Annotated in this window: 15 protein-coding genes; 3 read left to right on the top strand and 12 right to left on the bottom strand. The window is 62.5% G+C overall.

The features are described 5' to 3' along the window. Positions 1-349 precede the first annotated feature (349 nt). Positions 350-1570 (top strand): NADP-dependent isocitrate dehydrogenase, encoded by a 1221-nt coding sequence (locus ABGM93_RS00995; RefSeq protein ID WP_321502631.1) that lies wholly within the window; start codon positions 350-352, stop codon positions 1568-1570. Between the two features lie 78 nt (positions 1571-1648). On the opposite strand, the gene ABGM93_RS00990 is transcribed toward ABGM93_RS00995, so the two are convergent. The 5 genes from ABGM93_RS00990 to recA form a co-directional block, all read right to left on the bottom strand. Beyond that, a complete protein-coding gene (locus ABGM93_RS00990) occupies positions 1649-1921 on the bottom strand; it encodes a glycine zipper domain-containing protein (protein WP_319773022.1) in 273 nt (90 codons plus the stop codon). 368 nt (positions 1922-2289) lie between these two features. Beyond that, entirely contained in the window at positions 2290-3552 is a 1263-nt protein-coding gene (locus ABGM93_RS00985; protein ID WP_321502629.1) for a cyclic nucleotide-gated ion channel, read from the bottom strand. A 252-nt stretch (positions 3553-3804) separates the two neighbouring features. Beyond that, entirely contained in the window at positions 3805-6486 is a 2682-nt protein-coding gene (gene alaS / locus ABGM93_RS00980; protein ID WP_321502627.1) for an alanine--tRNA ligase, read from the bottom strand. 260 nt (positions 6487-6746) lie between these two features. After that, the gene (locus tag ABGM93_RS00975) at positions 6747-7775 is read right to left on the bottom strand and encodes a purine nucleoside permease (RefSeq protein WP_321502625.1); all 1029 of its coding nucleotides are present in this window, start codon (positions 7773-7775) and stop codon (positions 6747-6749) included. A 508-nt stretch (positions 7776-8283) separates the two neighbouring features. Then, positions 8284-9366 carry a recombinase RecA gene (recA, locus tag ABGM93_RS00970; RefSeq protein WP_321502623.1) on the bottom strand — a complete coding sequence of 361 codons (1083 nt, stop codon included), beginning with the start codon at positions 9364-9366 and terminating at the stop codon, positions 8284-8286. 279 nt (positions 9367-9645) lie between these two features. On the opposite strand from recA, the gene ABGM93_RS00965 reads away from it, so the two are divergent. After that, a complete protein-coding gene (locus ABGM93_RS00965) occupies positions 9646-10629 on the top strand; it encodes a PfkB family carbohydrate kinase (RefSeq protein ID WP_321502621.1) in 984 nt (327 codons plus the stop codon). 84 nt (positions 10630-10713) lie between these two features. Then, entirely contained in the window at positions 10714-11637 is a 924-nt protein-coding gene (locus ABGM93_RS00960; protein WP_321502619.1) for a pseudouridine-5'-phosphate glycosidase, read from the top strand. Positions 11638-11674: 37 nt separating this feature from the next. Here the strand turns inward: ABGM93_RS00960 and ABGM93_RS00955 are convergent, their stop codons facing one another. From ABGM93_RS00955 to flgB, 7 genes are all read right to left on the bottom strand, one after another. Beyond that, a complete protein-coding gene (locus ABGM93_RS00955; RefSeq protein ID WP_321502617.1) occupies positions 11675-14251 on the bottom strand; it encodes a PAS domain-containing protein in 2577 nt (858 codons plus the stop codon). Positions 14252-14573: 322 nt separating this feature from the next. After that, positions 14574-15650, bottom strand: a complete 1077-nt coding sequence (flhB, locus tag ABGM93_RS00950; RefSeq protein WP_321502615.1) for a flagellar biosynthesis protein FlhB — start codon at positions 15648-15650, stop codon at positions 14574-14576. Between the two features lie 9 nt (positions 15651-15659). Continuing rightward, complete coding sequence (gene fliR, locus ABGM93_RS00945) at positions 15660-16424, bottom strand: flagellar biosynthetic protein FliR (RefSeq protein WP_321502613.1); 765 nt, start codon at positions 16422-16424, stop codon at positions 15660-15662. Positions 16425-16433: 9 nt separating this feature from the next. Further along, complete coding sequence (gene fliQ, locus ABGM93_RS00940) at positions 16434-16697, bottom strand: flagellar biosynthesis protein FliQ (protein WP_321502612.1); 264 nt, start codon at positions 16695-16697, stop codon at positions 16434-16436. Between the two features lie 230 nt (positions 16698-16927). After that, the gene (locus ABGM93_RS00935) at positions 16928-17263 is read right to left on the bottom strand and encodes a flagellar hook-basal body complex protein FliE (protein ID WP_321502610.1); all 336 of its coding nucleotides are present in this window, start codon (positions 17261-17263) and stop codon (positions 16928-16930) included. Between the two features lie 63 nt (positions 17264-17326). After that, positions 17327-17737 carry a flagellar basal body rod protein FlgC gene (gene flgC / locus ABGM93_RS00930; RefSeq protein WP_321502608.1) on the bottom strand — a complete coding sequence of 137 codons (411 nt, stop codon included), beginning with the start codon at positions 17735-17737 and terminating at the stop codon, positions 17327-17329. Positions 17738-17751: 14 nt separating this feature from the next. Continuing rightward, on the bottom strand, positions 17752-18156 hold the full coding sequence (flgB, locus tag ABGM93_RS00925; RefSeq protein WP_321502606.1) for a flagellar basal body rod protein FlgB: 405 nt from the start codon (positions 18154-18156) through the stop codon (positions 17752-17754). Between the last annotated feature and the right edge of the window lie 139 nt (positions 18157-18295).

Here is an 18295-nt window from a genome sequence, read left to right as displayed (position 1 = left end):
TTCAGCCAAATGGGGCTGGTTCCGGGCTTGCCGCTGTTCATAAATCGGCGCGCTAGAGCGGATATGCGGATATGCCGATTACTGCGATGGCTGGAAACGGCGCCTTGCCTGCGTCCCTGCCCGCCCCTCAACCAGAGGCCTCATTCGCGCCCGCCTTCGCCTTGCGACACTTTCCGCCCTCACGCGCTCCACGCAGGGCTGCGGACTATCCCTGCGTCAGCCCGCTCTGCTATAGCCATCATTGGAAAAAGCTCGCATTGCATGAAAAATCGTATACAACGGCACACGATTTACCGGCGCGGCTCTCCCTGGCTGCGCAACGGACCCAACACGCGAGGAGATGAGGGCCATGGCGAAGATCAAGGTTGCGAACCCGGTCGTTGAACTCGACGGCGACGAGATGACCCGGATCATCTGGCAGTTCATCAAGGACAAGCTGATCCACCCCTATCTCGACATCGACCTGGAGTATTACGACCTCTCCATCGAAAGCCGAGACGCGAGCGACGACCAGATCACCGTCGATGCCGCCAATGCCATCAAGAAGCACGGGGTCGGTGTGAAATGCGCCACCATCACGCCGGACGAGGCGCGCGTTGAGGAATTCGGGCTGAAGAAGATGTGGCGCTCGCCCAACGGCACGATCCGCAACATCCTCGGTGGCGTGATCTTCCGCGAGCCCATCATCTGCAAGAACGTGCCGCGCCTCGTGCCGGGCTGGACCCAGCCGATCATTGTCGGCCGTCACGCCTTCGGGGATCAGTATCGCGCCACCGACTTCCGCTTCCCCGGCAAGGGCAAGCTCACCATCAAGTTCGTCGGCGATGACGGGGAGACCATCGAGCACGAGGTCTATGACGCGCCGTCTTCCGGCGTCGCCGTGGCAATGTACAATCTGGACGATTCCATCCGCGACTTCGCCCATGCCTCCTTCAACTACGCCCTGCAGCGCCGGGTGCCTTGCTATCTGTCTACCAAGAACACGATCATGAAAGCCTATGACGGGCGCTTCAAGGATCTGTTCCAGGAGATCTACGAGGCCGAGTTCAAGCAGAAATTCGCCGAAGCCGGGATCTGGTATGAGCACCGCCTGATCGACGACATGGTGGCCTCCGCGCTGAAGTGGTCGGGCGGTTATGTCTGGGCCTGCAAGAACTATGACGGTGACGTCCAGTCCGACATCGTGGCGCAGGGCTTCGGATCGCTGGGCCTCATGACGTCGGTTCTGATGAGCCCGGACGGCAAGACGGTAGAGGCCGAGGCCGCACACGGCACCGTCACCCGCCACTATCGCCAGCACGAGCAGGGCCAGGCGACCTCCACCAACTCCATCGCCTCCATTTTCGCCTGGAGTCGAGGCCTCGCCCATCGCGCCAAGCTGGATGGCAACGACCAGCTCGCCCGGTTCGCCTCCACGCTGGAGCGCGTCTGCATCGAGACGGTGGAAGCGGGATACATGACCAAGGATCTGGCGCTTCTCGTCGGCCCTGATCAGAGCTGGCTGTCGACCACCGGCTTCCTCGACAAGATCGACGAGAACCTGCAAAAAGCCATGGCCGAACACGATTGAGGCCAATCCCGCATTCGATTGCGCAAACAAAAAAGGCGGGCACAGGGCCCGCCTTCTTCATCTGAACTGGAATGTCCCTTACGGGCAGGCGACCCGGTAGGGGTTGCCATAGGCATCGCGCGCCCAGCAGTTTTTCGGCGTCGTGGCGGCACCGATCATGGCGCCAGCGGCGCCACCGGCCACCGCGCCCACAGCGGCACCGCCGCCCGTGCCCGTGGTAACACCGCCGATCACCGCACCGGTCGCGGCACCGAGGCCCGCGCCACCAAGCGCACGATCGCCCTGACTGTCCGTCTGGCAACCTGCAAGCATCAAGACCGCGGCGCCAGCTATCAAAACCTTCTTGTACATGTCCCTGTCCTCTCAAAGTCGATAGGTCGTCTTGGCCGTCTGCAGCCGCAGGCCAGATGTCTGTTCCATCCGACAGGCAGCAACGCTACAGCCCCCGTGTCGCAGCAAACCGGAGAAGCGGTTCCTCCCACCGGCCCACTCGCATGCGACCACCGTCAGGTCGGCGCATGCCTTGCGTCTTTTTCATCCCGGCACCAGTCCCGCCGGCACATGGCAGGAGCTAGTGAACTTACCGGTATGAACGCCATCCCGCCCGGATCGTTCCATCCAACCTCCTCGTCCCATGACGTATGCAATCACAGGAATATGGCCGCTCTGCGATAGAGACGCTCAACGATGCAGAGACTTCCGCGAAATGGACCTTGCCACTACTCGGTCTCGCCATCGCGCTGCGGGGTGCTCTTTTGCAGGGTATCCGGCATGCTATTGCCGGTCTCCTCCCGGACCTCTCCACCGATCAGTTCCTCCGGCGCCATGTCGCCGCCATCCGTCTGCGCCCGGCGTTCCCGTGCCGCCTCCCGCACCCGCCTTGCCATGGACGGGTTGCGCCGCATGAGGCGATGCAGGTCCTCCCCGTCCAGCACCAGCAAACGGCAACGGGACGTGGCAACCACGGTCGCAGACCGCAAGGTTCGGTGCAACACCGCCATTTCACCGAAGAAGTTTCCCTCATGCATTGAGATTACGCGATCGTCGAGGTGGATTTCGACAGAACCGGAGGCGATGAAGAACATGCTGTTGCCCGGCTCCCCCTGCCGGGAAATGATCTCGCCGCGATCTGCTGAATGCGAATGCAGAAGCCCGGTCACCTCCGCGATATCGGCGGCGTTGAGATCCTCAAACAGTGGCACGCGGGCGACCATGCCCCAGGTGACCACGAATTCCCGACTGTGGATTTCGCGCGCAAAGGCATTGGCCACGATACCGATGGGAAGCGCCAGCAGCCCGTATCCCATCAGCATCACGACGCTGCCGACGATCTTGCCGGTGCCGGTAATCGGCACGACGTCGCCGTAGCCCACGGTAGTCACCGTCGCGATGGCCCACCAGATGCTGTCGGGAATGGAGCCGAAGGCTTCCGGTTGCTCCGCCCCCTCGATCACGTGAAGCGCCGTGGCCGCCGACAGCACGATCCCGAAAATGATCACGAAACTCGCCGTCAAGGCCCGCCGCTCGGAGGCCAGCGCGCTGGCAAGCGAGCGCAACGCCGGGGAGTAGCGGGCGAGTTTCAGGAACCGCAGCAGGCGAAAGATCACCAGCGCCCTCAGGTCACCCGCCACAAGCGGCAGCCAGAACGGTAAAACCGCGACCAGATCGATGACAGCAAAGGGCTGACGGGCATAAAGAAGGCGCGCCCGGAGCGGCCCCATGCCGCGATAGGGCGGATGCAGATCGGCCACCCATAGCCTGCAGAAATATTCAATCGTGAAGACCAGTCCGGAGACGATTTCCACGCCCACGAACAACCCGCCCCACAAGCGAGAAAGGCTCGCCTCCGTTGACAGGATGACAGAGGCGATATTGACCAGAATGAGCGCGATCAAGACCCGGTCCACGAGCAGCGAGGCGAAATTCCCGACAGCCCCCTGCTCCAGAAGCTCATAAACCCTGCGCTTCAATGGAACCCGCATGGACGCTGCCCTTGGTTTGACCGTTTCCCGCTCCGGTCAGACCTGCGCATTGCGCGTTCAAGGCGCATGCGACACGTGGCCGGGCGCATTGAGGATAGCCGATTCCGGCGCGCCGGATCATGCCAACCCTCAATGCGCGCGCATATTTACGCTGGGGAATGTTGCTGGCAAGAATAAACCCCCAGGCGTGCGGCGCCTGGGGGTTTACCAAAAGGTCTGGTCGTGTGAGCCCGTCCTGTGGGCAGAAGCCGCCTAGAGCGCGGCCTTGATCGTGCTCTCGATGGCGTCCAGCGCCGCGTCGGCTTTCGCACCATCCGGACCACCAGCCTGCGCCATGTCCGGACGTCCACCGCCGCCCTTTCCGCCCAGCGCCACGGACCCGGCACGCACCAGATCCACCGCGTTGAAACGGTCGGTCATGTCGGCGGTTACACCAACCACGAGCCCGGCCTTGCCATCTTCGCTGACACCGACAATCGCCACGATCCCGGAGCCGAGCGAGGTCTTGGCCTCATCGACGAGGCCCTTCAGGTCCTTCGGCGCAATGCCTTCAACCGTACGCGCCATCAGCTTGATCGGCCCGATCTCGCGGATACCCGCATCGGCCGCGACACCGCCGCCGCCGCCAAGCGCCAGCTTCTTGCGGGCCTCAGCCAGTTCCTTTTCCAGCTTACGGCGCTCTTCCATGAGGCTGGCAACGCGGGCGGGAACCTCGATCTGGCTGACCTTGAGAAGCCCCGCGATCTCGCGAAGGCGCTGGTCCTGTTCTTCCAGGTGACGCCGCGCGGCCTCACCCGTGAACGCCTCGATGCGCCGCACGCCCGCAGCCACAGCGCCTTCATGGACGAGGTTGACCAGCCCGATATCGCCGGTGCGCCGCACATGGGTGCCACCGCACAGTTCCAGCGAATAGGTCTTGCCCGCCTTCTCGCCGTCGATCGCGGTGCCCATGGAGACGACACGAACTTCGTCGCCGTACTTCTCGCCGAAGAGCGCCATCGCGCCCGCCTCGATGGCGTCATCGACGGCCATCAGGCGCGTTTCCACTGGCGCATTCTGCAGGATGATCGCATTGGCGATATCTTCAACCCGCGCCACTTCCGCCGCATCGAGAGGCTTGGGGTGGGAGAAGTCGAAGCGCAGGCGGTCGGGCGAAACCATCGAGCCCTTCTGCGCCACGTGGCTGCCCAGCACTTCGCGCAGCGCCTCGTGCAGCAGGTGCGTAGCGGAGTGATTGGCGCGGATCGCGCTGCGGCGCGCCGTATCCACCAGCAGCTCGATCGGATCGTCGAGGCGCAGCGAGCCCTTCTCCACGGTCACGAAATGCACGAAGACACCGTCGGCCTTCTTCTGCGTATCGCTCACGACCGCTTTCAGCTCGGAATTGGCGCCAGAGGCGATGACGAGACCCGTATCGCCGACCTGACCGCCGGATTCGCCGTAGAACGGTGTCTGGTTGACCACCAGCGCGCCCGTCTCGCCCGCGCTCAGTTCCTTGACCTCTTCGCCGTCACGCACGAGCCCGGTCACGACGCCTTCCGCGCGCTCCGTCTCGTAGCCCAGGAATTCGGTCGCACCCACGCGTTCCTTCAGCGCAAACCACACGCTCTCGGTTGCCGCTTCGCCAGAACCCGCCCACGCCGCGCGCGCTTCCGCCTTCTGCCGCTCCATCGCATCATTGAAGGCGGAAAGATCGACGCCCACACCGCGCGGACGCAGCGCGTCCTGGGTGAGGTCCAGCGGGAAGCCATAGGTGTCGTAAAGCTTGAAGGCCGTCTCGCCGTCAAGAATATCGCCCTTGTCCAAGCCCTCGGACGCCTCATCCAGCAGCGACAGGCCGCGGGTCAGCGTGCGCCCGAAACGCCTTTCTTCCAGCTCGATGGTCTCGGTGATGAGGCTTTCCGCACGCTGAAGCTCCGGGTATGCCCGGCCCATCTGGCCAAGCAGGGCCGGAACCAGCTTGTGGATCACCGGCTGTTCGGTGCCAAGCAGGCGCGCATGGCGCATGGCGCGGCGCATGATGCGGCGCAGCACATAACCACGGCCCTCGTTGGACGGCAGAACACCGTCGGCGATCAGGAAGGAGGTTGCGCGCAGATGATCGGCAATGACCCGGTGCGAATTGCGCTTCTCGCCTTCCGCAGGCGTGCCCGTGGCGGCTTCCGACGCCGCAATCAGCGCCTTGAAGAGGTCGATGTCATAGTTGTCATGGACGCCCTGAAGAACGGCCGCGATGCGCTCCAACCCCATGCCCGTGTCGATGGAGGGGTGCGGCAGGTCCACACGCTCTTCCTTCGTCTTCTGCTCATATTGCATGAAGACGAGGTTCCAGATCTCGATGAAGCGATCGCCGTCTTCTTCCGGCGAGCCCGGAGGGCCACCCCAGATGTGATCGCCGTGATCAAAGAAGATCTCCGAGCACGGACCGCACGGGCCGGTATCGCCCATGGTCCAGAAATTGTCCGAGGTCGGAATGCGAATGATCTTGTCTTCCGAGAGACCGGCAATTTTCTTCCACAGATCAAACGCCTGATCGTCTTCCGAATAGACGGTGACGAGCAGTTTGTCCTTCGGCAGGCCGTATTCTTCGGTGATCAGCTTCCAGGCAAGCTCGATGGCGACATCCTTGAAGTAATCGCCGAACGAGAAGTTGCCGAGCATCTCGAAGAAGGTGTGATGGCGCGCGGTGTAGCCCACATTGTCGAGGTCGTTGTGCTTGCCGCCGGCGCGCACGCATTTCTGTGCCGTTGTCGCGCGGGTGTAGTTGCGCTTTTCCAGGCCGGTGAACACGTTCTTGAACTGGTTCATGCCGGCATTGGCGAACATCAGCGTCGGATCGTTTCGCGGCACCAGCGGGCCGGAGGCAACGATCTCGTGACCGTTGCGGCGAAAGAAGTCCAGGAACGTCGATCGGATTTCGTTGACGCCGCTCATCAGATTTTCGACCTCGTCATCATGTGTTTCGCAAGCCGCTTTGCCGACGGCCCCTTGTGTCCGCGACACGCAAGTGGAGGCCGCGCGCAAGGATCATGTTCATAACTGCACCGCGCGGGTTTTAAAGCCTTAAGGCAGCAAAGGGAAGCGGTGCGCTTGGCCCCGCTTCCCTGAAAATGCGACCGATACGGCGCATATCACGGACCAGGCCGCAACCCGGGTTACGAACTGGCCCGTTTCTGCCGTTTGGAAGGCCGTTTCTAGCGGGCCGGAACGCCGTCTTTCCAGTCCCCCCAGTTGTCCAGAACCGTATCGGTGAAAGCCTTGCCCACAAGATAGGCGTTGGTGATGGCGGGCATGAAGCCGCCGGAATTGGCGTTCAGCGAATCCTGCGGGGCCTGACCGGGATAGGGACGATCGAAATTGGAGGCGGTGCGCAGGATGGCGACGCGATCCATGTGGAGCTTGCCGAGCTTCTCACCGCGCGAAAGTGCGGTCAGCGTGGCGTTGTCTTCCTGCTGGGTGGTGCAATAGTCGGCAGCCCCATCGCTCAACAGCGCGGCCCAGTCGTTCATCGCCTCACCCAGCGCAACGCCATGCCACCACTGGTCGGTGGAAACCGTATCGCACATGCCGACGGACGGCTTCGCCTTCGCGGCCTCTTCCGCATAATGCGCGCGATAGGCGCTCGCCCCCTCGCTATCGGCGAGTTCCACATCCTTGGACGCCTCGAAGGCCGCGTCAGCCAGGGCCTCGTTCAGGTGATAGACCTCGGTGCCATAGAAAGAGCCGGGCTTTTCGCCATAGCCCTTGGAGAACATCCCGAAGCCGCCGGAAACCCACCCTTCAGGCGCCTCGCGATCATCAATCCGCCACTGCAGGCCCCCATCGATGGCATAGCGCGCCCACATGGCGGAGCCCAGCGTGCCATTGGCCGGGTCGATACCGGCAATGCCGGCGATCAGGAAATAGGTCTGAGAAAGATCGACCTTGGGGGAAAGCACCAGCGCGGTGATGGAGCTTGCGGCATTCGCATAGCCCATGGAGGTGGTGACAAGGCACAGCCCGCGATCATTGCAGGAAAGATCGGGGAAATCTTCCGACAGACCGTCAATGGCGATCTTGTCGGTCAAGCCTTCCTTCTCCAACCAGCTGGAGGCTTCGTGCTTGAACATGGAGATGACGAGAACCTTCGGTGCGACAGGCGCATCGGCGGCAAGTGCGGGGGAACCGGCGACAAGTCCGCAGCCCAGAAGGGAGGCTGCGAGAAGAGAGGAAGCGGAATTCATGGGTATCCCTTCGGTGAGAGAGACGAGGTCAAGCGGAGGCCAAATACCGAGCGGTCTTCTGGCCGGGAGATGCCGAACGGTTGGAGGCCCGAACGGCAGAGGAAAACGACCGGATGGAACCTGGAACCACACCAGGTGGCGCGTACCGGAACCGGTCGTGAGAATTGAGACGGGAAAGGATCATATCCGTTATCCGCGCGCATGCGCAGAAGGCGCGCACCAATCCACAAGTACGGCGCGCCTCAAGCGCCGCCGCCAGATGCACGGGGCCAACCGGCGCGGGTGGGCGCTCCGCTGCCGAAAGCACTCGGTTTCTGGAAAACCCAGGGTCCAAGGAAACCCCGGTTCTGACGAAGCCCAAGTTCTGACGGAACCCTGAGCGCAAAAAGCCCCGCCGGAACCGATGCTCCAACGGGGCTTTTCACTTGCAAATGCTGTCTGTCGAAGACGAAGGCGCACACTTCCCACGTGAGGCCACCCGTTTGGCAGCCTCCCGCCATGGGGGCGATCAATCGTCGACGGAACCACTCGGGCCCTCTTCACCGCCTTCCGGGTCGGTGATCTTTTCCGCGATAAGCCCCGCATTCTGGCGGATTGCCAGCTCGATCTCTTCCGCGACAGCCGGGTTCTCGCGCAGGAAATTCTTGGCGTTCTCACGCCCCTGCCCCAGACGCTGGCTGTTGTAGGAGAACCAGGCCCCCGACTTCTCCACCATCCCGCTTTTGACACCCAGATCGATGAGTTCGCCCATCTTGGAGATGCCTTCGCCATACATGATGTCGAATTCGATCTGCTTGAACGGCGGGGCGAGCTTGTTCTTGACGACCTTGACCTTGGTCTGGTTGCCGACAACCTCGTCCTTGTCCTTGATCGAACCGATGCGGCGAATGTCGAGACGCACAGAGGCATAGAACTTGAGCGCATTGCCGCCGGTCGTTGTTTCGGGCGAGCCGAACATCACGCCGATCTTCATGCGGATCTGGTTGATGAAGATCACCATGGTCTTCGACTTGGAGATCGAAGCGGTGAGCTTGCGCAGCGCCTGACTCATCAGACGAGCCTGAAGGCCGGGCAGGCTGTCGCCCATCTCACCTTCAAGTTCCGCACGCGGGGTGAGCGCGGCCACGGAATCAACCACAAGCACGTCGATCGCGCCGGAGCGCACCAGCGTGTCGGCGATTTCCAGCGCCTGCTCGCCCGCATCGGGCTGCGAGATCAGCATGTCGTCAATCGTGACGCCCAGTTTGCGCGCATAGACCGGGTCCAGCGCATGTTCGGCGTCGATGAAGGCGCATACGCCGCCCTTCTTCTGGGCCTCGGCAATCGTGTGCAGCGCCAGCGTGGTCTTGCCCGAGGATTCCGGACCGTAGATCTCCACGATACGTCCGCGCGGCAGACCGCCGATGCCGAGTGCGATATCGAGCCCGAGCGACCCGGTGGAGATCGCCTCCACCTCAACGACCTGGCCTTCGCCGAGCCGCATGATCGATCCCTTGCCGAAGGCGCGCTCGATCTGCGCCAGGGCTGCGTCCAGTGCTTTGGTCTTATCCATTCCCGTCCCCTCGACGAGGCGAAGTGAGGCCTGTGACATGTCTGGCTCCTTATTCCACGCCCGTCAGGCGGTTTCAAACTGCTACAATGTACCTGGTTTGTTCTGCATATTTATCCCCATGTCAAGCGCCTCTATTTTATGGTTTAATTTCAGTATGTTCACATCTTGTTCCTGGCGCACGTACACCGCCGCTTTCGCTGCGTCGCGAACGAGATCTGCCGGGAATCGCTCCCGCCCCCTTGGCGCGACCCGCTCTTGAGACGAAGATTGAAGCAATCGGGCCCGCAATCGGGCGGAGAGTGAAGGAGCCGCCGCGCAATGACGCCGCCATTTCCCCCAAGCGAAAGCTCGCCGCCGGTGCGCCCCACCGGGGCTGTGGCGCTTGTCGGCGGCCTCCATCTGGATCGCATCGCCCATGCGGACCGGCGCATCCTGCCCGACACCTCCACCCCCGCCCGTATCGAAAGGCGCCCCGGCGGGGTAGCGGCAAATGTGGCCATGGTTCTTGCCCGTCTCGGCGTCTCCGCCCGCCTGCTGGGCTGTGTGGGCGCGGACGGCGATGGCAAGGAGCTTGTGGAGCGGTTGAGCGCGCTGGGCCTCGATCTGAGCGGCGTCGCCGAGGGGCGCGGCGTGACCGCAACCTATCTCGCGCTGCACGATCCCGACGGACATCTGGCCGCCGCCGTGGTCGATGACGCGATCACCGCCCAGTACTCTCCGCAAACGCTCCATCGCAACCATTCCCTTCTGGCGGGAGCCCGCATCTGGTTCATGGACACCAACCTGCGCGCCGATACGGTGGAAGAGCTCATGCGTCTTGCGGGCCTGCGCCGGGACGGCGTGTTTCTGGTGGCGGATGCCGTCTCCAAAGCGAAGGCCCGAAAACTGGAACCGATCCTCTCGCGCCTTGATCTTCTCTTTGCCAATCTCGGCGAGGCGGAGACCCTTGTCGATCGGAGCGGCTCGGCGGAAAGCCTGGCGCAGGCGCTGGTCGACGAAGGTGTCGGCGCTGCCATCATCACCGACGGGGCGCATGGCGTCGTCATGGCGCGCAAGCGCGAAAAGCCCGTCCGCCGCGCCGCGCTACCCGCCAGAACGCTGGACGTCACCGGAGCAGGCGATGCCCTGACGGGCGGAACGCTCGCAGGTCTGATGGCAGGCCTCGACCTTGCCGAAGCCCTGGATTACGGTCGCGCCGCCGCCGCCCTCACACTGGAAGCAACGGGCGCAGCCCCCGAAAGTCTGACCCTCGCAGCCCTGCATCTGCGTCTCGATGCAGCCGAGGCGGATCGGCTCGCCTGACAGTCAATCCGCTCAAGCTTATGACATAACGCCCCCGGAGGCCTGACCGGCCGCCCCGCAGGGCTCAACAGGAAAGACCGGACCGTGATTGAAGAAATCATCCCTTCGCCCGAAGTCGAAGAGGCGCTTGTCACCGGCAGGCCCGTTGTGGCGCTGGAATCGACCATCATCACCCACGGCATGCCCTGGCCGAAAAACGTCGAGACCGCACGCGCGGTCGAAACCGTCATCCGCGAGGAAGGCGCTGTGCCGGCCACCATCGCGGTCATTGACGGTATCTTGCGCATCGGCCTGTCCTCGGCGGATCTGGAGGATCTGGCTCAAGCCTCCGGCGTGATGAAGCTCTCGCGCGCGGATCTGGCCTTTGCCATCGCGCAACGCCGCACCGGCTCCACCACCGTGGCTGCCACCATGATGGCAGCCCATGCGGCCGGTATTTCCGTCTTCGCCACCGGGGGCATTGGCGGTGTGCATCGCGGGGCGGAAACCAGCTTCGACATTTCCGCCGATCTCGATGAACTGGGCCGCACGCCGGTCTGCGTCGTCGCGGCGGGGCCCAAGGCGCTGCTCGATATTCCGAAAACGCTGGAGGTGCTGGAAACCCGCGGAGTGCCGGTCATCGCCTATGGCACGGATGAATTGCCCGCCTTCTGGTCCCGCGGTTCGGGCCTTGTCGCCCCTTACAGGCTGGACACCGCACAGGAAATCGCGCGCCTGATTTCCACGCGCGCCCGCTTTGCGGGCCATGGCGGCATTCTGGTGGCCAATCCCGTTCCGGAGGAAGCCGAAATCCCATCTGGTGAAATGAACCGGCACATCGAGGCCGCCCTCACGCAGGCGAGCGCCAACGGCATTCGCGGCAAGGACGTCACGCCCTATGTGCTGTCGAAGATCCTCGAACTGACCGATGGCCGCAGTCTTGAGACGAACATCGCCCTTGTCGTGAACAATGCCCGCCTCGCCGCCCGCATCGCGGTCGCCGCATGGGCGGCCAGCATAGAAGGCTGACGCCGGTCGCGCCTTGGCCGGAACGCGGTTGCGGCGGTCACTCCGCCGACAACGCTTCCTTCACCGCCGTGGCCAGCTCCTTCAGCGAGAAAGGTTTCGGCAGGAACGAGAATTTCTCGTTCTCCGGCAGGTTCTTCTCGAACGCGCCTTCCGCATAGCCGGAAATGAAGATGATCTTCAGGTCGGGCCGGGTCTTGCGCAGCTCACGCAGCAGGCTCGGCCCGTCCAGTTCCGGCATCACCACGTCGGACACCACCAGATCGATCGCGCCCTCCGTTTCCTCCATGACCTGAAGCGCCTCGGTGCCCGAGCCCGCCTCATGCACCTTGTAGCCGCGCGAGGCCAGCGCGCGGGCCGCAAAGGCGCGCACAGCTTCCTCGTCCTCCACCAGAAGGATGGTGGCGGAGCCGGTGAGATCGGTCATCGGGGTTTCCGCGACGACCTCCTTGGGAGCTTCCTTTTCCTCCGAAACGTGCCGCGGCAGGAAGATGCGGAAGGTCGTTCCCTCTCCCACGACCGAGGAAGGATAGATGTAGCCGCCCGTCTGCTTGATGATGCCATAGACCGTGGAAAGCCCGAGGCCCGTTCCCTTGCCCACTTCCTTGGTGGAGAAGAACGGATCGAAGATCTTTTCCATGATGTCGGCAGGAATGCCCGAGCCGGTGTCAACCACCTCTATCAGCACGTATTCGCCGTCCGGCATTCCGCGCGTGTCTTCCATCGCGCGCGACTGCTCCACATCGATATTGCTGGTGCGAATGGTCAGCCGCCCGCCTTCCGGCATGGCATCGCGCGCATTCACCGCAAGGTTCACCACCACCTGCTCAAGCTGGTTCTGGTCCGCCATGATCGGCCACAGATCGCGCCCATGCACCACTTTCAGTTCCACCTTCTCGCCGAGCAGCCGGTCGAGCAGGATGGACAGATCCGCCATCACGTCATTGAGCGCCAGCTCCTTGGGCCTGAGCGTCTGGCGGCGGGAGAAGGCAAGCAGCTGACGCACCAGACCGGCGGCCCGGTTGGCGTTCTGCTTGATGTTCATGATGTCCTGGAAGGACGGATCGGTCGGACGGTGATTGGCCAGCAGAAGGTCGGAAAAGCCGATGATCGCCGTCAACACGTTGTTGAAGTCATGCGCCACGCCGCCCGCCAGATGGCCGATGGCCTGCATTTTCTGGCTCTGGGCGAACTGCATCTCCAGCGCGCGCTGCTTGGTCGTCTCCAGCGCATAGACAATGGCCGCCTCGCCATCCGCATCTCCGTCCTCGACGGCGGAGATATAGAATGTGGCGGACCGTTCTCCGTCCTGCGAAAGCTCGATATCCATGGGGTGGATTTCGCTGCGCCCTTCCGCGGCCGCCGCAAGCGCGGCGCTCAGCATCTCGCGCCCGTTCCCGGCCACGAAATCGACAAGCATCCGCTTGTCCTCTTCCCCACCTTCCGGCTTGCCCAGAAGCCTCAGGAACGGCGCGTTGGAGCGCACGACCTTGCCGTCGCGGTCGACCGATGCAATGGCGATCGGCGTGTTGTTGAAGAAGCGCGCGAACCGCACTTCGGCCGCGCGCAGGGCCTCCTGCGCTTCCTCGCCAGGCGAGCGGTTGAGCACCAGCGTTCGGCTCTCGCCCGCCTTCCCGTCCGCCCCGAAGGGCACACGATGCAGCAACCGCACCGGAACCGTGCGTCCCTGCCGGGTGACAAGATCGAGATCGATCGTCTCCGATTTCACATCGCCCGGCTGACCGGCAATGGAGTGGATCAATTCCGCCCCATCGCCCCGCACGATATCGCACAGCTGCAGCGCGCCGGCCTCGAACTGCGCCAGATCGTGTCCCAGCCAGTCGGCCAGGGTGGCGTTGAGATAGACGATGCGTCCCATGCCATCGGCTGAGAAGAAGCCCGCCGGTGCGTGATCGAGAAAATTGATGACGCGCTGGAGTTCCTGGAAGGAGGATTCCTGCTCCACACGGTCGCGGGTGATGTCGGCGACCAGCCAGACGGTGCAGACGCGCCTTCCGCTTTCCTCATCCACATCAAGCGGACGAACGCGAATGCGATACCAGCGCGGCGCACCTTCCGACTGTCCGATCGGATAGGGAAGACGAACCTCTTCCTGAGCGCGCATTCCGCTGCGCGCGGCCTGCGAGAGGCGGAAGATGGCATCCGCCGCATCCGGATCGCTGGCGAAGACGCGCTCCACCGAACGCACCTCGCCGGGTTCGGATGAGCCGGTCAATTCCGCATAGGATTCATTGGCATAGATGATGCGGCCCGAGGCGTCGGTGATCACCGTGCCGATATCGGTCGTATCGAGAAAGGCTTGTGCCAGGGGATTGGCCCGCGCCCGGCCGGAAAACCGCAACAGACCGATGGCGCCCGCAAACAGGCAGAACACGCCCACCACCGCCAGCAGGCCCAGCATCCCCAGTACATAGGGCTCCGCCTGCTCCCGGCTCATGAAGGCAATCGCTCCCGCGGCCCCCACAAGGATGAGCGCCAGCAGAACCAGCAGCCCGATGCTGCCGGATCGCTCGGAACGGTCGATCACCGGCCCGGACGCCTGTCCGTTCTGCCGCCCAACGGAATGTCCAGACGGTTGAGATGAGGGTTCACTCATGGCCGCTCGTTCCCCATGAACCCACGGTCCGGCGTCCGCTGGGCTCGATCTTTCAAATACTTAACGTTACGTGCGCCGCGATTCCCCGGCGCCCACGCCGCCCTTGATACGGCAACGCGAAGCCTCCGGATACCACGATTCCCGCGCATTCCATGCGTTTTGCGCAAAAAGCCGGCGCTATTTGCGTCAAACGCTCGCACCATTCGCTCACCACGCATCATCGTGCCGCTCCGTCGCGATGTGAGCCCGATGCGTGCTTGATCTGTCGACGCGATTTCAAGGCCTATCCGGCAATTGGCCTTCAAGTGAGCTGGCGCGATCCTCAAGTGGCGCGCCATGACTTGCGCTTCTTCATGCGCATAACATAGCCGATCACTTCCGCGACCGCGCGATAGTGCTCTTCCGGGATCTCCTGATCGACCTCGATCTGGGCATAGAGCGACCGCGCCAGCGGCGGGTTCTCGATGACCGGCACATTCACCTTCTTGGCGATCTCGCGGATCTTCAGCGCCACATTGTCCGTGCCCTTGGCCACGCAAAGCGGGGCCTGCATGCCTTCCTCGTATTTCAGCGCCACCGCATAGTGGGTCGGGTTGGTCACGACCACAGTCGCGCTCGGCACCGCGGCCATCATCCGCTTGCGGGACCGCTCCATGCGGATCTGACGGATCCGCCCCTTGACCATCGGATCGCCTTCGGCCTGCTTGTATTCGTCCTTGACCTCCTGAAGGGTCATCTTCTGGCGCTCGAACCACTTGTGCCGCTGCCACAGGTAATCGCCGGCTGCCACCACGGCCATCAGCGCAATCACCGCTCCCATCAGCTTCAGCGTGATGGAGCGCGTCTCCGGCAGGATCATGGTGAGATCGCGCATCACCATCGTGTCGAGTTCGTCGCGCATCGGCCACAGCACCGCGAACATCAGAACGGCGACCGCGCTGATCTTGATCACGCCCTTCATGAAATTGACCAGGCTGTCCTTGGAAAAGATGCGCTTCACCCCGGCAAGGGGCGAGATCTTGGACAGCTTCGGCTTCATGTTTTCGGCCGACCACACAAAGCGGTGCTGGACGAGATTACCGGCAAGCGCGAGAACCAGGATGAACAGGAAGGGCAATCCCACCGCGGCCATGATCATCATTCCGCTGGCCTCGAAGATGTCCTGCGCGCCGCCGGAATCCATCTTGAGTTGCCAGGAATTGGCCACGATGCCCTTCATGCCGCTGCCAAGTTTCGTGACGATGGCGGGCGAGAACAGCCCCACGATCACCGTGGCCCCAACGAGGCTGAACCAGGTGGAAACCTCCTGGCTCTTGGCCACGTCACCACGCTTCAGGGCATCGTCGAGTTTCTTTTGTGTCGGATCTTCTGTTTTTTCCGATTGATCGCTATCGGCCATCGGATCCCCCTATCGGACCACGAAACGGCCGAGCACCGCTTCGATATGGTTCATGTACCATGTCATCAAGGTGCCGAGCAGCAACATGAGAAGGGCGATGCCGAAGAAGATGTTGGCGGGCATCGCGATGAAGAAGATCTGCATTTGCGGCATCAGCCGGTTGAGCAGACCAAGGCCGAAATAGAAGACCAGACCGAACACCAGAAACGGCGTGGAGATGCGCATGCCGATGGAAAAGGCAGCCGCCACCGTATCGACGGCGCTCTTGGCAAGATCGCCCACCGGCATCCATTGGCCGGGAGGAAACAGCATGTAACTGTCATGCAGCGCCGCGATGACGAGGTAATGCAGGTTGGTTGCGAAGATCAGGGCAATGGCCATCAGCGACAGGAAATTGGCGAACAGCACACCCTGCGCCGACTGGGTCGGATCGAAGGCCATGGCCATGGCAAGGCTCGACTGCTGCGCAATGATCGCGCCTGCGACCTGAATGCCCGCCATGACGAGGCGCACCGACAACCCGATGAAGAGACCAACCACGAACTCGCTGGCAAAAAGCACGAAGAGTGCGCCGAAATTGTCCGGCACACCCGTGGGGAATTTCGCGACCAGAAGCGGATAGAGCACGAGCGTCAGAAGGAGCGCGATCGACAGGCGGATGCGCGCGGGGATATTCGATTCACCCAGCGCCGGCATCAGCATCATCATCGTGCCGAGCCTTGCGAAGATCAGCATGAAGAGAAGCGCGACCTGCGGCAGGATGGTGACGTTCATGCGCGTCCCCTATCCTTGCACGACCAGCGCCATGATCTGGTTCATGTAGGTGGCGATCGCCTGGCCCATGAAGGGCAGCACCAGCATCAGCGTGATAAAGATCGCGAGGATTTTCGGCACGAAGACGAGTGTCATTTCCTGGATCTGGGTCAGCGCCTGAAACAGCGCGACCACAAGCCCGACCGCGAGCCCGACCACCATGACCGGCGTCAGCATCTTGATCAGGACCCAAAAGCCTTCCCGGCCGATATCGAGCACTTCCGGACCGTTCACGACACCTATACCCGTTTCAGTTTCATGCACCGCCAGCGCCCGTTTGCCAAAGCCGATGGCGATCCTGTTTGTTAAAAAGCGTTTACCATTCTAGGCAGAGTCGCCGCCTCGCGCATACGCCTTATAACGAAGGCCGGTCTGCAAAACGAAAGATCCCCGGGGGCCGACAGGCCAACCGCGGGGATCATGAAAAATCCGCCAGAAAGGCGCCAAATGAGGGCGACCGGATCTCAGATCGACATCCGCATGATCTCTTCATAGGCCGCGATCACCTTGTCACGCACGGAGACCATGGTCTGCAGCGCAACCTCGGTTTCCGACACCGCGGTCACGACATCGACCACATTGGCCTTGCCGTTCATCATGTCCACGGTCTTGGTATCGGCAACGCGCCCCTGATCGACCACACCCTGAACGGCGGTCTCCACCATGTCGCCGAAACTCGGCGAGCCGGACTTGCCCCCCAAAGCTCCACCGAGCCCTCCGCCGAGGGATTGCGAACCGCCCTGCCCGGTCAGGCGCGCGGTGTTCTGATAGGCATTTGCGGCAATCGACGGAATGGTCATGGCCATTTATCCATTTGGTCTGGCGGGATCGGCAGTTCGGCGCGAAAAGGGGGCTGCGCGCCGTCAGGCGCGCAGGATGTCAATCGTCCTCTGCAGCATGCGCCGCGTGGACTGGATGACGTTCAGATTGGCTTCGTAGGAACGCTGCGCTTCACGCATGTCGACCGTTTCGATCAGCGTATCGACATTGGGCAAGCGCACGTTTCCATCCGCATCCGCGGCCGGGTTGCCGGGTTCGTAGCGCGTCTTGAAATCAGAGCGGTCTTCCTGGATCCGGCCCAGCCGCACGGTTTCCGCTTCCAGCTCGCGATCGAACTTGGTCTTGAAGGTCGCGATCTTGCGCCGGTATGGGTCTTCTTCCGGCGTACGTCCGATCGAATCCGCATTGGCGATGTTTTCCGCGATGACGCGCATCCGTCCGTTCTGGGCCTTCAGACCGGAGGCCGCGATCATCAGCGACTTCATGAAATCCATGACGTCAGTCCTCCTTAGCTTCGGCCAATGGCCGTTTTGAGAAGGCCGAGGCCTCGCGAATAAAGGGTCGCGGCGGCCTGATAATCCATCTGGTTCGCCGTCACCTTCATCATCTGCTCTTCAAGAACGACCGAGTTTTCGTCCGGCGTCACTTCAAAGGAACCGGCCTTGCGGTCCAGGCCGAATGTCCGGTCGGAGGAGGCACGCATGTGGCCCGGTTCCGTCACCGCCAGCTTAACAGGCTTCACATTCGTCGCCTTTTCCAGCGAATCGGAAAAGACAGGCGCCTTCAGGTCGCGGCCCATGTAGCCGGGCGTATCCGCGTTGGCGACGTTCTGCGACAAGACGCCCTGACGTTCCTGATGCCACTGCATCTTGGTCTTCAGCGCCTGGAAGACGGAAATATTGGAAATGCCCACGGGGCCGCTCCTTGGTGTTGCTTGGCTCACCCGCAACATCCCATGCGGGTGACAAACGCAAGGCACATCCTGCCGACCATATGGTTAATGAGGTGTTAACACCGTTAAGTTTTTGATAACCAAAACACCGCAGGAACTT

Source organism: Breoghania sp. (genome assembly GCF_963674635.1).
Taxonomy (GTDB): domain Bacteria; phylum Pseudomonadota; class Alphaproteobacteria; order Rhizobiales; family Stappiaceae; genus Breoghania.
This window is presented reverse-complemented; position numbering and strand designations above follow the sequence as displayed.